Annotated in this window: 15 protein-coding genes and 1 riboswitch; of the genes, 10 read left to right on the top strand and 5 right to left on the bottom strand. The window is 50.3% G+C overall.

The genetic code is table 11. The features are described 5' to 3' along the window. Window positions 1-6 precede the first annotated feature (6 nt). The 5 genes from ACZGCQ_RS10590 to ACZGCQ_RS10570 are packed head-to-tail and all read left to right on the top strand — an operon-like array spanning window position 7 to window position 4,516. Window positions 7-627 (top strand): sugar transferase, encoded by a 621-nt coding sequence (locus ACZGCQ_RS10590; RefSeq protein WP_481266211.1) that lies wholly within the window; start codon window positions 7-9, stop codon window positions 625-627. Then, the gene (locus ACZGCQ_RS10585; protein ID WP_481266210.1) at window positions 608-1,681 is read left to right on the top strand and encodes a lipid II:glycine glycyltransferase FemX; all 1,074 of its coding nucleotides are present in this window, start codon (window positions 608-610) and stop codon (window positions 1,679-1,681) included. Before ACZGCQ_RS10590 ends, ACZGCQ_RS10585 begins: the two co-directional genes overlap by 20 nt. Further along, the gene (locus tag ACZGCQ_RS10580) at window positions 1,678-2,829 is read left to right on the top strand and encodes an aminotransferase class I/II-fold pyridoxal phosphate-dependent enzyme (protein ID WP_481266209.1); all 1,152 of its coding nucleotides are present in this window, start codon (window positions 1,678-1,680) and stop codon (window positions 2,827-2,829) included. Before ACZGCQ_RS10585 ends, ACZGCQ_RS10580 begins: the two co-directional genes overlap by 4 nt. Further along, window positions 2,826-3,596, top strand: a complete 771-nt coding sequence (locus ACZGCQ_RS10575; RefSeq protein WP_231925654.1) for a hypothetical protein — start codon at window positions 2,826-2,828, stop codon at window positions 3,594-3,596. Before ACZGCQ_RS10580 ends, ACZGCQ_RS10575 begins: the two co-directional genes overlap by 4 nt. Window positions 3,597-3,625: 29 nt before the next feature. After that, window positions 3,626-4,516 carry an LCP family glycopolymer transferase gene (locus ACZGCQ_RS10570; protein WP_029342623.1) on the top strand — a complete coding sequence of 297 codons (891 nt, stop codon included), beginning with the start codon at window positions 3,626-3,628 and terminating at the stop codon, window positions 4,514-4,516. 226 nt (window positions 4,517-4,742) lie between these two features. Here the strand turns inward: ACZGCQ_RS10570 and ACZGCQ_RS10565 are convergent, their stop codons facing one another. After that, entirely contained in the window at window positions 4,743-5,348 is a 606-nt protein-coding gene (locus tag ACZGCQ_RS10565) for an AmiS/UreI family transporter (protein ID WP_069940973.1), read from the bottom strand. Between the two features lie 146 nt (window positions 5,349-5,494). Further along, entirely contained in the window at window positions 5,495-6,748 is a 1,254-nt protein-coding gene (locus ACZGCQ_RS10560) for an SH3 domain-containing protein (RefSeq protein ID WP_058704503.1), read from the bottom strand. A 172-nt stretch (window positions 6,749-6,920) separates the two neighbouring features. Here ACZGCQ_RS10560 and ACZGCQ_RS10555 point away from each other — a divergent pair, with 172 nt between their 5' ends. Continuing rightward, a complete protein-coding gene (locus ACZGCQ_RS10555) occupies window positions 6,921-7,832 on the top strand; it encodes a Gfo/Idh/MocA family protein (RefSeq protein ID WP_481266208.1) in 912 nt (303 codons plus the stop codon). A gap of 65 nt (window positions 7,833-7,897) precedes the next feature. Here ACZGCQ_RS10555 and ACZGCQ_RS10550 read toward each other — a convergent pair whose 3' ends face one another. Together ACZGCQ_RS10550 and ACZGCQ_RS10545 are read right to left on the bottom strand one after the other, a co-directional pair. After that, on the bottom strand, window positions 7,898-8,518 hold the full coding sequence (locus ACZGCQ_RS10550) for a hypothetical protein (protein WP_133207755.1): 621 nt from the start codon (window positions 8,516-8,518) through the stop codon (window positions 7,898-7,900). Continuing rightward, complete coding sequence (locus ACZGCQ_RS10545; RefSeq protein WP_481266207.1) at window positions 8,515-9,204, bottom strand: hypothetical protein; 690 nt, start codon at window positions 9,202-9,204, stop codon at window positions 8,515-8,517. The genes ACZGCQ_RS10550 and ACZGCQ_RS10545 overlap by 4 nt, the downstream gene beginning before the upstream one ends. A 131-nt stretch (window positions 9,205-9,335) precedes the next feature. Here ACZGCQ_RS10545 and ACZGCQ_RS10540 point away from each other — a divergent pair, with 131 nt between their 5' ends. Together ACZGCQ_RS10540 and ACZGCQ_RS10535 are read left to right on the top strand one after the other, a co-directional pair. Beyond that, window positions 9,336-10,409: a glycerate kinase gene (locus tag ACZGCQ_RS10540; protein ID WP_481266206.1), complete on the top strand. Its 1,074-nt coding sequence runs from the start codon at window positions 9,336-9,338 to the stop codon at window positions 10,407-10,409. A gap of 63 nt (window positions 10,410-10,472) precedes the next feature. Next, on the top strand, window positions 10,473-11,042 hold the full coding sequence (locus ACZGCQ_RS10535) for a hypothetical protein (RefSeq protein ID WP_069940967.1): 570 nt from the start codon (window positions 10,473-10,475) through the stop codon (window positions 11,040-11,042). Window positions 11,043-11,089: 47 nt separating this feature from the next. Here the strand turns inward: ACZGCQ_RS10535 and ACZGCQ_RS10530 are convergent, their stop codons facing one another. Further along, entirely contained in the window at window positions 11,090-11,569 is a 480-nt protein-coding gene (locus tag ACZGCQ_RS10530; RefSeq protein ID WP_214729259.1) for a glutathione peroxidase, read from the bottom strand. Window positions 11,570-11,739: 170 nt separating this feature from the next. On the opposite strand from ACZGCQ_RS10530, the gene ACZGCQ_RS10525 reads away from it, so the two are divergent. Both ACZGCQ_RS10525 and kdpA read left to right on the top strand, forming a co-directional pair. Further along, window positions 11,740-11,934: a hypothetical protein gene (locus tag ACZGCQ_RS10525; RefSeq protein ID WP_029342614.1), complete on the top strand. Its 195-nt coding sequence runs from the start codon at window positions 11,740-11,742 to the stop codon at window positions 11,932-11,934. Window positions 11,935-12,175: 241 nt separating this feature from the next. Then, a riboswitch (cyclic di-AMP (ydaO/yuaA leader) is annotated at window positions 12,176-12,329 on the top strand. 324 nt (window positions 12,330-12,653) lie between these two features. Continuing rightward, window positions 12,654-14,294: a potassium-transporting ATPase subunit KdpA gene (kdpA, locus tag ACZGCQ_RS10520; protein WP_481266205.1), complete on the top strand. Its 1,641-nt coding sequence runs from the start codon at window positions 12,654-12,656 to the stop codon at window positions 14,292-14,294. The last annotated feature ends 1 nt before the right edge of the window (window position 14,295 follow it).

Raw genomic sequence — 14,295 nt, 5'->3', positions numbered from 1 at the left:
GTCATCATGAAACGCCTATTCGACTTCACGGTTAGCCTCATCGCCATCCTGATCCTACTTCCTGTGTATGCCGTCGTCGCCTTAGTCATCTATACGAAACTCGGACGACCGATCTTCTTCAATCAAGTCCGCCCTGGCTATAAGGGGGAGCTGTTCAAAATCTATAAGTTCCGTACGATGACGAACGAAACAGATGCCGACGGACAACTCCTTCCGGATGTGGACCGGATTCCAGCATCGCTCGAGTGGATCCGTCGCTTAAGTCTTGATGAGATTCCGCAGTTCGTTAACATCCTCCGCGGACAGATGAGTTTCGTCGGCCCGCGTCCGTTACTCGTCAGTTATCTCAATCACTATACGAAGGAGCAGATGACACGGCACGACGTCTTACCTGGTCTGACAGGCTGGGCGCAGATTCACGGTCGCAACGCAACGACGTGGCAGCAACGCCTCGAGCAAGATCAATGGTATGCAGCCAATCATACGTTCCGACTTGATCTCTACATCCTGTTTAAGACGTTCAAGATGGTCATCTCGTCAGAAGGGAACTCGACAGCTCACCAGACCGGTATGGGTGAGTTCAAGGGTCTCGACGGAGGTGTTCCCCATGATGTCGCTAAGCGATGAACGATTGATTCGGGACCCACGCGAATGGGACGCGCTCGTCGCAACCTATCAACTCGACTGTTATTACGAACACGCTTACTTCGAACTCGCAAAAGAGCACGATGAGATTCCTGAATTATTTTATTATCCGACAGAGTTCGGGACGTTGATCTATCCGTACTTGCGGCGACGGATTCCAGGCACACGCTTTGAAGACATCACGACGCCGTATGGCTACGGTGGTCCTTACTTCACAGGCATCTGGTCACTCGATCAGATTCGCGAAGCCCGCGAGCGATTCGAACAATACTGTCGCGAGACCGGGATCGTCACCGAGACAGTTCGTTTCCACCCCTTGTTACACAATCAGGAACTCGGTCAACACTGGTGCCATCAAACGGATATCTTGCAGCCGACCGTGACACTTGAACTGACGGATCCGTTCGAGACGATCGAAGGTGGATTCTCGCAAATGACGCGACGCAATATCCGGAAGGCACGCCGCGAAGGGGTCACGATTCGCCTCGGACGTCCGGAAGAGTACTCGGACTTCGCTCGTCTCTACCAGATGACGATGGATAAACACCAAGCCGATGCGCGGTATTACTTTGATCAGACCTACTTTGATCACTTCGCCGACGGACGGATTAAAAATGTCCTGTTGCTTGCCGAACAAGAGGGACGGATCATCGCTGGTTGCATCGTCTTAACGGGTCGCCAGTTCGCACATTATCACCTCGGTGCTTCAGATCCTGCCTACTTGTCGCTTCGACCGAATCACCTGTTATTCGCGGAGATGATTCGCTGGGCAAAACAAGCTGGTCTGCAAGCGTTGCATCTCGGTGGCGGAACGACACGATCCGATGAGGATAGCTTACTCGCCTACAAACGGTCTTTTGGCGAAGCGAATCGAACATTTTTCGGACTCGGGACATCGATTCTTGATACAACGATTTATGACCGGCTCGCACGACAAATCAAACGACAACATCCGGAAGTCGAGACGGGGAATTGGTTTCCGGTCTACCGGACGCCACTCCGTCAGCTGTCACCTCGAAGGGAGGAAACATCATGAAACACATCCCGCTCTCCATCCCGCACTTAAGTGGCCAAGAAGCACGTTACGTCACGGAAGCACTCGAGACGAACTGGGTCGCACCGCTCGGACCGAACGTCGACGCCTTTGAGCGAGATATGCGTTCCTACACAGGGGCTGGTGCAGCGCTTGCGACGAGTAGCGGAACGGCGGCGATCCACTTGGCACTCGCGACGCTTGGTGTCACGACGGGGGATGACGTCTTCTGTCAGTCCTTGACGTTCATCGCTTCGACGAATCCGATTCGCTACGTTGGTGCCCGTCCCGTCCTGATTGATTCGGAAGAGGAAACATGGAACATGTCACCCATCGCACTCCGACGCGCGTTGATCCAGGCAGCAACGCGAGGAAAACTTCCGAAAGCGGTCATCGTCGTCCATCTCTACGGTGTCGCAGCGCAAATCGAGGAGATCGCTGCGCTCTGTGAAGAGTACGATGTCCCGTTGATCGAAGACGCAGCAGAGTCACTCGGAACACGTGTCAACGGGCGGATGACAGGAACGTTCGGGACGTTCGGGATCTATTCATTCAATGGCAACAAAATCATCACGACGTCAGGTGGTGGGATGCTCGTCGCAAATGATCCAGCCTTGATCGAACGCGCCTTCTATCTCGGGACACAGGCACGACAACCGGTCCTCCATTACGAGCATACGGAAGTCGGCTACAACTACCGGATGAGCAACGTCGCTGCTGGGATCGGACGCGGACAACTTGAAGTCCTCGATCAACGTGTCGATGCGCGGCGGAAAATCTTTGATCGTTACGATCGTGCCTTTGCACCGGACGGCGTCACGTCGCAAGTCGAGCAGACCGGAACATTCGCCAACCGCTGGCTCAGTGCTTTTCTCTTACCTGGTGGTCAAGCGCAACGTGATGAAATGATTCGGACGCTGCAACAAGCAAACGCCGAATCCCGTCCGGTCTGGAAGCCGATGCACTTACAGCCCGTCTATCGCGACGTACCATTCGTCACAGCAGAAGGAGATGATATCAGTCGTCGCCTATTTGAAGACGGAATCTGCCTTCCGTCTGCTTCACAAATGACGTTCACCGAACAAGCCGTCGTCATCCGAAACGTTCGTCACGCCTTGCAGACGACCGTACGCAGGAACGTCCAGTCATGAATATATGGGAAGGGGACATCGTCATGCGCGATATGGAGGAAGCGATCCATGCACTCCGTCTCGCTGCGAACGGGAAGAATGAATTGACGGCCAATACCTATTTCCGCTGGCAACTGAACACCACTCATCCAAGCGTCGCGGAAATCTTGATGCTGTTTGGATCGTGGCAGATTGCCTTGGAACGAGCTGGCATCGGACAAGCCCGCTTGACGTTCACGAAATCGGAAATCATTGACGCTTTGCGTCAGGCACGGGAGGAACTCGATCCTTTCACGAGCGCGACGTACCGGGAATGGGCACAACAGAAGCAAGCACCAAGCCTGACGGATATCGTCCATCAATTCAACTCGTGGCAGCAGGCATTGTCAGAAGCAGATATCTTGAAGGAACGCGTACAGGAAATGGAACAACGGATCATCGAGTCACTACTTGAAGCGCAAGGTGCCTTGCCGGTCTTGACGAGCCAGACCTACACGAAGTGGGCGGCTGGTCAAAATCGTCCGACCGTCGCAACGATTGCCCGCCGGTACGGCTCTTGGTCGAACGCCCTGGAAATCATCGGGATCGAATTTCCCCGTAAACGCTGGCGGGAAGAAGAGGTACTCGACGTACTTGCTGCAGCCGCGCAAGAAACGGAAAATCTGACGATCGCAAGTTATCAACGGTTCAGTATCGGACGCGATGCACCGAGCATCGGTGTCATCACTGCCTTGTTCGGTAGCTGGCGCAATGCGTTGCTCATACTTGAGGCACAACGACCGTCCTGAATTCAAATCGAAGAAAAGGAGAATGGGTGATGAAGAAATGGAAATGGATCGTACTGACACTGACGGGGATTTGCCTGCTCCTTCTCTTCGGTTCAGGCGGATATGTCTATCATAAAGCGAGTCAAACACTTCAAGAGGTTCAAGTGCCGGTCAAGGCGAGCGTCGAGACAGAGAAGGCCGTCGAACAGAAAAAAGGACTCTCGTTTCTCTTGCTCGGCGTCGATCAACGGAAAAATGAGACAGGACGTAGTGACACGATCATCGTCGTGACGATTGACCCGAATACGAATAAGAGCCAGATGATCAGTATCCCACGTGATTTGAAGACAGAAATCATCGGTAATGGGTCGAATGATAAGATCAATCACGCGTATGCGTTTGGTGGTCCACAGATGTCACTCGATACGGTTAGTCATCTGCTCGATATCCGGATTGACTATTTTGCAGAGATCAATCTAGACGGCTTTACGGATCTCGTCAACGCCGTCGATGGGGTCACCGTCGAGAACGATATCGATTTTTCATACTATGAGATGCAGTTCCCTAAAGGAGAACTTTCACTGAACGGGAAGGAAGCGCTCGCTTATGCGCGAATGCGCTATGATGATCCACGCGGAGATTTCGGACGACAAATCCGTCAACGGCAAGTCGTTCAGGCGGTTGCTGATAAGATGACGGAGGACTTCTCGATTCGTCGCTTCAATGCCATCCTTGAAGCACTCGGGAAAAACGTTAAGACAAACGTACCGTTTTCCGTTGCTCGGACCGTCGCGACGGATTACCGGGATGCTTTACGAAATGTCGAGACCTTATCACTTGATGGGAAAGGTGGCATCGAATCGGACGGCATCTACTACTGGCATCCGACGGACAAGTCGTTAAAAGAAGTTCAGGCTCAACTGCAGGAAGCATTGGAATGATATGAGGGAAGAACGAGCGTACGCTTTGTTCGCCTCGCATCGTTTTCCTGGGACAAGCATCGTGCCGCTTCGCTGCGCTGCAGGGTCATTTTCCCTAGGAAGCGATGTCGAGCGAACAAACTCCTCCTCTGTTCTTTTGACGCGTACTACAAATTGAACAAAAAAGATGTCCATCTCCGATTCAAAACCGAAAATGGACATCTTTTTTGATGAATTGATTAGCGTGTCACGACGAGCGGATCGTCCGAAGCATCGAGAATTTCATCATCGTATAGAGGAAATAAACAACAGTCAGAATGGCAGCACCGCTCCATAACCACTGGTATGCCGAACTGAAGTAGCCGAACCGAAGACCAATTAGTGCCGGTACGATCAACGTCAACCAGCTCAAGACGAGGGCAACGCGGGCAGTGATTGCATCAATCGGGCGATTCATTCCCATTCCGAGGAAGAACAGGCTCCAGAGCAGTGCCCAGAACAACCAGGTCACACCACCGATGATGTCATTCGTCGTAAAGCTGACGAACGCATAAAACAAGGCGGCAATCGCGACGAACAAGGAAAACCAACCGACACCGCTCCCGTCGAGATTGAATAAGAACGTGATCCCGACGTACACATACGTAAAGGCAAACAGATAGATGCTCGCGTATCCGAACGTCAGGGCTGGATCACCTGCTGCACCGATGACGAGATAGGTCGCGATGAACGTCTGCAATAGACCAGTGATAAGGCTGAAGACACCCGCACTACGGAGATCGACTTTTCCGAACAAGGTCAAACTATTTAAAAAGAGCGCGACGCCCCCAAATAACAAACTGACATTTCCCACGTAAAACTCTCCTTCATTAAGACGTCAGACGTCTGATTCTAAACTTAACTCTAAGATGAATTCGTTTTCAGCGCAAGCATAATTTTAGAGGCGAAACGAAAAACAACCTGACTCCCGGAAAGGGAATCAGGTTGTTGATTAAAAGATCATTGGTTCAAGACAGAACGGAGTGTCGTCTCGGTTTGAGACAACGATCCTTTCAGTGTGACAAGACCATATCGCGTCGAGCCTTTTTTGATGAAGAAGACACGTGTGTAACCAGATTCCGGTGTGTAACCGGTCTTGCTCGCATAAACACGTGTATCACCTGGAAGTGACGTATTCGTGTGATACCACGTCAACGTCCGTGCATACGGTCCTTTGACAGTCGTCTGGTATGATTTTCGTCCACTGATCGTCATGAGCGCGCTGTACTTCGCATATGTATTCGCGAGTTTTTGCATATCAGCAGCGGTCGTGTAATGACTTGGATGATAGAAGCCGTGTGGGTTCATGAAATGGCTCGCACTCATCCCGATCGAACGTGCGCGACTGTTCATGTATGAGACGAACTTCGATTCAGAACCTGCTGTCCGGACAGCAATCGCTTTTGCTGCATCATTACCAGAGCGGATCAGCATCCCGTTCAAGAGTTGACGCATCGTGACTTTATCGCCAGCACGGAAGCCGGCGACACTGCTACCTGCAGGAACGGATAACATCGAAGACGTCAGGGTGAACGTTTGATCAAGCGTGCCTTTACGTGCCGCTTCGTCGTACGCGACGATTCCCGTCAACAGTTTCGTCGTACTCGCTGGATAACGGCGGACGAAGCTTTCTTTCGTCAATTGATAACTTGACGATCCAAGCTTGAAATACCGCATCGATGCAACCGGATAACTGCCGCTCGATGGTTTAGGGCTGCTCGTCGTCACTTTTCGGGCAACTTGGCTAGAGACGTAATAATAATTGACTTTCCCTTTGACCTTATACCAACCGTTCGAGTACGAGACTGCATTGAACTTCGAGTTGTAGGATGCGAGTCGTTTGATATTCTTTGATGAGGCCGTGCTTGGTGATGTCCGGACGTTCGCTCCAGCTTTCGAGTAGACGACGATTTTGTACGTCTTCACGGAACTACTCGACACTTTTTTAGCGACTTGGTTCGATAGATAACGATATGTACCTCCGTCCTTGATCTTGTACCAGCCATTCGTATACGAGACGGCTGTGAATTTTGCCTTGTACGCGGCACGTCGGACGATCGTCGCAGACGAGGCAGTACTCGGCTTTGAGCGGATGTTCGCTCCAATCGTCGAAGTGACGACGACTTGGTAACTGGCTGCCTGAGCCGGTATGGCAGGAAGACATAAAGCGAACAATAATAAGAGCGTAAGACTAGTACGGAGCAAGCGCTTCATAAAAACTCATTCCCTCCTTGTTCAAATATGGTTTTATCATAAAACAAAAAAAGGAAATTCACTTCTTTTCAAAAAAAGGAATTCGAATCCTGTAACGAGCTGATTTCCATCTTTTCGTGTCAATTGACGTATCATAGGGAATGTAAGCAACAGAGGAAAAGGAGGAGTTCACATGAAATTAGCAGTCATTGGTCTAGGGGACATCGCACAAAAAGCCTACTTACCCGTCTATGCCGAACGATCCGATATCGAGGTGTATCTGATTTCGCGAGACGAGGAAAAAGCGAAGCGGTTGCAAGCGGCGTATCGCTTTGCAGGAACATACACGACGTTTGCTGACGCCGTACAGGAGGGGATTGATGCGGTCATGATTCATTCGGCGACGGTCGTCCATGCCGAACAAGCGCGGCAAGCGCTGGAAGCAGGAATCGCTGTCTACGTTGATAAGCCGGTCTCGATGGAAATCGAAGAGATTCGTGAACTCACACGTCTGTCGGAGGAGAAACAGTTACCGTTCATCACGGGATTCAACCGTCGCTTCGCTTCAGCGCATCAGCGCTTGCTTGAGGTGAACGATCCGAATCTCGTCCTCATGCAAAAGAATCGGACGTCGTTCATCGAAGACGCTAAGCCGTTTCTGTTCGACGACTTCATTCATGTCGCCGATACGCTTCGTTTCTTGACAGGATGCGGTGAGATCGAAAACCTACACGTCAAGAGTAAGCAGGACGCAAGCGGTCTGCATCACGTGACGATTCAATTCGTCTCAAACGGTATCACGGCAATCGGTGTCATGAACCGCAATAACGGCATCACGGAAGAACGAGTCGAGGTGATGGGACCGGAAGAAAAACGAATCGCAACGGACGTGACGACACTCGATCAATTGACGAAACAAGGGACGCTTCGGTATCCGCTCGATAACTGGGAAGCGACGCTAAAGCGCCGTGGATTCGTCGATATGCTGGACGCGTTCCTTCGGACGGTCAGAGGGGAATCCTCCGAGTCGGTCGTAGCTTCTGATAGCCTCGCGACACATGAATTATGCCAACAGGTGTATGAGCAGGTTCAAGCAACACGTTAAATTAAAATCATAAAAAAACGCCGCTTCACTCGAGGATCGTCTCAAGTGAAGCGGCGTTTTACTGGTTATTTATCTGATAGTTGTTTGAGTTGATAGATTCGCTTACCGCCTGGTCCTTCGAACGTCACGCGGAGTGTCGAACGGACGAAGCGATAGCTGACTTGTCCTCCAGATAAACTGACACGAGCGGAGAGATCGGGTTCAAAACGAATGATTTCTTCATCGTTTCGGAGTGCGTCCGGGAGACCGAACTGATCAAAGCGAAGCGTCGCGATGAACGTATCTTGCTCATCGAAGGAGACATGGATGCGCCCGGTCCCGTCGAACGGCTCGTCTTCGAGCGTGCTTCGTTCAACTTCATATGTTCCTTCGAACTGTTTGACTTGTTGCAACGTCTCTCTTGCACTGAGAGCAATGGCTTCTGCTCGTTTTCGGACAGGGTGATCCGTTGCGAGTTGAAGACGTTCGATCGCCTCCGCCGTTTTTAAGACATCACGAAGTTGATAGCCAGCAAGCTGTCGCTCAAGCTGAACCATCAGCCGAGCAGCCGGTTCATCGATGTCTTGTTTCGATTGTTCGACGGCGCGGGTATAAGTTTGCTGTTCGAGCTGTTCTTGAATCTTGGATGTTTCGGGCGAACACGCCATCAGGAGACAAAGTGGCAGACAGAGGAGCACTCGTTTCATGAGGTCACCTCCGTTCGATTGACATCAATGATTTGCAGATGATCCGTATGCACTTTCAAACGATAATGGACGCGGTAGGTCACAGGCTTTGAACCCGTTGCTGTCGCGATTTGGTACGTTTCCTGTGTACGCAAGTGATACGTGGTACCTTTTGACGTAAATTTTTGGAATGTCACGGCAAGAACACTTGGAGCGACAGGAGCATCAGCGGCATTCGTCAATCGCTCGAGATGGTCGAACTCGGATTCGAACACCTTCAAGGTCGTAAACTGGATCGCAGAAAATGTCTCGATGGAATCGTATTTCTTCGAATACGTCGCAAGCTCTGGAATCGTTCGTGTGTATTGGCGGACGAAACGAAGGACATCATAGGACGTCGGAGGCCGATCTTTCGAATACGTTTGATTGTAAGCCGTTTGTTCATCGGACCATTCAGAAAGAGCGAGTGCTTCGACGCTAGGTGTCTCACCGGCTTCCGGCGAAACGGGATCTTTTAACGAATACCACAGGAAACCGGCTCCTCCGACGAGAAAGAGCAAAAGACAGGTGCTGATGAGCCAAGTCCGTGAAGAGGACGGAGCAGGTGGTTCAGCTGGTCGTTCTTTCTTGATGACAGGATGTTGGCAATGAGAACAAGTCGTATCGTGTTGACGAAGTGGTGTACCACATAACGAACAGCGTTCCATGAAATAAGACCTCCTGTGTATGTAAAATGAAATGTCAGATAAGGTAATGGTAATTTGAAATTAGTATCATCGTAACATTAATTGGAAACGCAATCAAAACTTGATATGAGTTTTTTAGGGGGAATATGCAGATGGGACGTCACTTGATTTTGATGGATGCATTCAAAGGGAGTATTTCTTCGAAAGAGGCGGCAGAAGCGGTCGCCTCTGGGATCCGAGCGTATGATTCGACAGCGATCATCGATTTTTCGCCTGTTGCGGACGGCGGGGAGGGAACGCTCGATGTCTATCTCGCACTCGGATATGACGTGAAGACGGCGATGACGATGGATTTGGCAGGTCGTCCGTGTGAAGTAGAGTATGCAGTCAGGGGTACAGATGCCGTCATCGAAGTCGCGCGTATTTGTGGACTGCCGATGCGGCGAAGCGAGGATGATCCCGTTCGAATGAATACGCGTGGTGTCGGTCGTTTGATTGCTCAGTTACGCGATCAGGGAATCACGCATATCCGACTGGCTTTAGGTGGGACTGGTACGACGGATGGAGGACTCGGTTTGCTCGCGGAAGTCGGTTGTCGGCTTGAAGATGCGTCTGGTGATCTGATTTCGTTTCAAACGAATCCGTTATTTGAGACGTATGCTATTCAATGCCCGGCGTATCCTGTTCAACTGGAAGCGCTCGTCGATGTGACAGCCCTTTATCATGGTCCAGATGGTCCAGCGTATCTGTTCGGTCTGCAAAAAGGACTGCTTCGAGAAGACATCGTAAAGTTCGATCAGCAACTTGAACGGATCGGGCGGTTACTTGGACTAGAGAATGTTAAAGGAGCTGGAGCAGCCGGTGGACTCGGGGGAGCGGTCTATGCGCTGGGCGGCACGATCGTTCCGGGAGCCAAGACGATCCTGCAACATCTTCGCGTAGCAGAGCGGATGGAGCAAGCCGATTATGTCTGGACAGGAGAAGGACGCGTCGACCGTCAAAGTCAAATCGGTAAGTTACCAGGTGAGGTCACGCGGATGGCAAAAGCAGCTGACGTTCCTTGTCTGATCCTTGCCGGAATCGTCGAAGAAAACATGCCGCACGCACTCGATTGTCGCTCGATCCATGCCGGACAAGCAATCACGCTCGAGCGAGAACAGACGATGGCTCGTATGAGTGAACAAGCACGTAAGTGGCTCGAGGAACTTTCACTGAAACAGGGATGAAGTCGGAAAAGTTTGGGTAAATAACTGTATATTGCCATACTTTTAGAGAAGGTAGGTCATCGTATGATCAATCAATCGATTCAATTATCGTTTCGCCAAGTCCGAGCGCTGGTCGAACATACCCTGCTATTATTCAAAGAGCTCGATCAACAATTAGCAAACCGTGGATACGAACCGGTCCTCCCGGAAGTCGTCCAAACGGAACATGGTCTGAGCATCCATCAGACGAAGGAGAGTGCAGAGTCACTCGTGCCGCATTTTTTAACACGGACGTATGTCCGGCAACAAGAAAAAACGAACCAACATGGATTGCTGATCTCTGTTCAATATACGCATCCGCTCCATGAACGATTCGATCCGGTCGTCCTCGTCGGTGATGTTACGTTCAAGCAAGCGAAACATGCGCAAAAAATCTTGAGTGAAAAGCCGTGGCTCCTGAAATATGCTGCCTTTGAATCCACGATTGCGCAAGAGTTCGTTGCCGATGGTACACACTACACGACACAACCGATTGAAGAAATCGAAGAGCTGATCGTCTGGGGACATCCGTTCACGGAAATGCGCGATATCGATGACGTCAAACGATTGGCGGAAGAGATGATCAGTCGTCATCTCGAGCCGGGGACAACATAAAAATAAGCTTCCGTTCCTTCAAGAGAGAAGGAGGGAAGCTTATTTTTTTAGACTTGAACGAGCAATCGTTCAATTGCTGCCGTCAAATCAGTTGGATTCGTTTTTGGTGAGAACCGCGTCACTTCTCCATCACGGGTCACGAGGAATTTCGTGAAATTCCACTCGACGTCTGTTGTACCGTCCGTCGTTGGTGCTTGTGCTTTCAGTTCCTCAAATAGCGGATGTGCTTGCTCACCGTTGACATCGATTTTTGAGAAGACGGGGAATGTCACGCCGTAGTTGACTTGGCAGAACGACTGAATCTCCTCGTCCGTTCCCGGATCTTGATTCGCGAACTGATTACATGGGAAACCAAGTACGGTCAATCCTTGCGAACGATAGTCTTGATGCAATTGCTCGAGTCCTTCGAACTGTGGCGTTAAGCCACATTTGCTGGCTGTATTGACGATCAGCCATGCTTGAGCTGGGTAGTCACTTAAGGATGCCGACGTTCCGTCGACGCGTTGAAATGAATGATCTTGTAACATATCGATTCCCCCTTTTTAAGTACTTTTCCAGTGTAACAAATCCGTTTTCTCGTCGTCTTCTATCGCTACTTGCGAGATGACAGAAACATCACAATCGGGTGTCAGCGGCGCTTTTTCGACGAATCTTTGTTACGATGAAAAGGAATATGGAAGGAAAGGAGAGATGCCACATGAGAAAAATGTTGAAACAATCGCGGTTCGTCATGATCGCGACGCTTTGTCTCGTCCTGGTCAGTAGTTGTATTACATTGCTGACGCTTGGGTTCGAACGCGATATTGTGATTCTTGTTTCTGGAGTGGTTGCCCTATGGGTGACGATGCTAGCTCCTTTGACGGTCCATGCCAAAATGAATCAGCAATCATAATCATTGTTCGTTCATGAAACCGCGGAACGATTCTCGCTAAAATGGAGCTCCTCCATTTTAGATGAAGGAATCGATTTCTGTGGTTTTTTTTCTTCTATAGCATAGGGCGGAAAAACGCTATTTTTCGAAAGTAAGTCATTAAAAAATCAGACTATTTTTTTTTCAACTTTTCTATTTACAACCTCAAACAATCGGAGTAATATCCATCTCATCAACGAACACTAACATGTTAATGCTTCGATCTCAAAGTACGCCGAATTCATGATTGAAGCGGGGGACCCAACCGTCACGACACGTGACACGGGGTGAATCCTTTCCGAACGGGAAAGGTAGGGCGAATTCCTAGGTATGCCCGAATCCGACAGCTAACCTCGCAGGCGTTTTAGGAGGGAACGACTCTTTTTCAGTATGCCAAAGTATAAAGGCGATGCTGGGGCCGTTTATTGCCTCACATCGTCTTTTTGTCGTGTTTAATTGTAAAAATATTGAATAATATGGGGGTATTTTCATAATGGGAGAGCTGTGGAGTATCGTATTTCTTGCCTTCTTCTTCGGTACGACGTTCGGAATGATTCATCTGATCGAGCGTGTCCAGTGGAGAGCAGGTGACCGCAAATGACGTGGTTTTTACTGGCGACGGGCTGCCTCGTCTTCTTGTATCTCGGTTATTGTCTGATGTATCCAGAAAAATTCTAATCGCATAGGGAGAACAGAAAAACATGTGGACTCAATTCATGATCCAATTTTGGATCCTACTCGTCATCGCACTTTGCGCAGCGGTCTTGCTTGGTCGCTACATCGGGATATACTTCGCACCTGTCGCAGAACGTCGGATCGATAAAATCGGTAAGGTCGAACGACGACTCCTGTTGTTACTCGGCGTCGATGAAAAGAAACACGATCAATCGTGGGTCGGTTATTCGAAAAGTTTGTTGCTTGTAAATATTTTCTTCTTCATCGGTGGTTATTTGCTACTTCGTTTCCAAGGCAGTCTACCCTTGAATCCGAATGGTGCTGTGAATCTCGATTGGTCGACAGCGTTGCATACGACAATCAGTTTCATGACGAACACCGATCAACAACACTATTCAGGCGAGGCACTCTCATATCTCTCACAAACGTTCGTCCTCGGAACGATGTTGTTCGTCGCTCCAACGATGGCGTTCACGGTCTGTATCGCTGTCATTCGTGGTCTTGCGAACAAACCGCTCGGTAACTTCTATGCCGACTTCGTTCGCTTCATCTTCCGGATCCTGATTCCGATTTCACTCGTGTTCGGGATGCTGATGATCTTATTCGGTGTTCCGCAAACATTCGGAGGGGCGGTCAGCGTCACGACGCTCGAAGGAGCGAAGCAGTTGATCTACCGTGGACCGGTCGCTGCGTTTGAAGTCATCAAACAGCTCGGGAACAACGGTGGTGGTTTCTTCGGTGTCAATGGTGCTCATCCATTCGAGAACCCGAACCAATTCGTCAACTTCATCCAGATGTTCTTGATGCTACTGATTCCGATGTCTCTTCCAATCGCATACGGAAAAATCATCGGTTCCGCGAAACAAGGACGACTATTCCTTGGTGTCATGACGCTTCTCTTCATCATGATGACGGTCGGGATGGCAGGGAGCTTACTTGCGAATCCAACGGCACATGGTCAGGAATTACGGTTTGGTCAAATCGGAACGGCGCTCTACAGTTCGATTACGACGGCAGCTGAAACCGGTGCGGTCAACGCGATGCACGACTCACTGCATCCGCTCGCTGGATTGATACAGCTCGGCAACATGATGCTCAACGTCGTTTACGGTGGAGCAGGTGCAGGATTCCTGAACGTCTTGCTGTACGCCTTCGTCGCAGTCTTCCTAACAGGTCTCTTGATCGGTCGGACACCGACGTTCCTCGGAAAGAAAATCGAGACGTTCGAAGTGAAGATGATCGCGATCGCGCTACTCGTACCGCCATTCCTAATTCTCGTCGGAACGGCAATCTCGATGTATGTTGCACCAGGCGTTGCCGGCATCTCGAACCCAGGTTATCACGGACTGTCGCAAGTCTTGTACGAGTTCACGTCCGCGACGGCGAATAACGGATCCGGGTTTGAAGGGCTTGGCGACGCCAACGTCTACTGGAACGTCTCGACATCATTCGCGCTGTACTTCGGACGCTACATCCCATTGATCTTGATGCTTGCAATCGTGGGTTCGCTTAAAGCGAAGCCATCGGTTCCGCAAGATGAATTTTCGTTTAAGACAGATACACCACTCTTCGGAACAGTCTTCCTCGGTACGGTCGTACTCGTCGGTGCATTGACATTCTTGCCAGTGCTCGTACTTGGACCGGTCGCGGATTGGCTGACGATGTGAA

The sequence above is a fragment of the Exiguobacterium sp. HSB13 genome (assembly GCF_056764755.1).
This window is presented reverse-complemented; position numbering and strand designations above follow the sequence as displayed.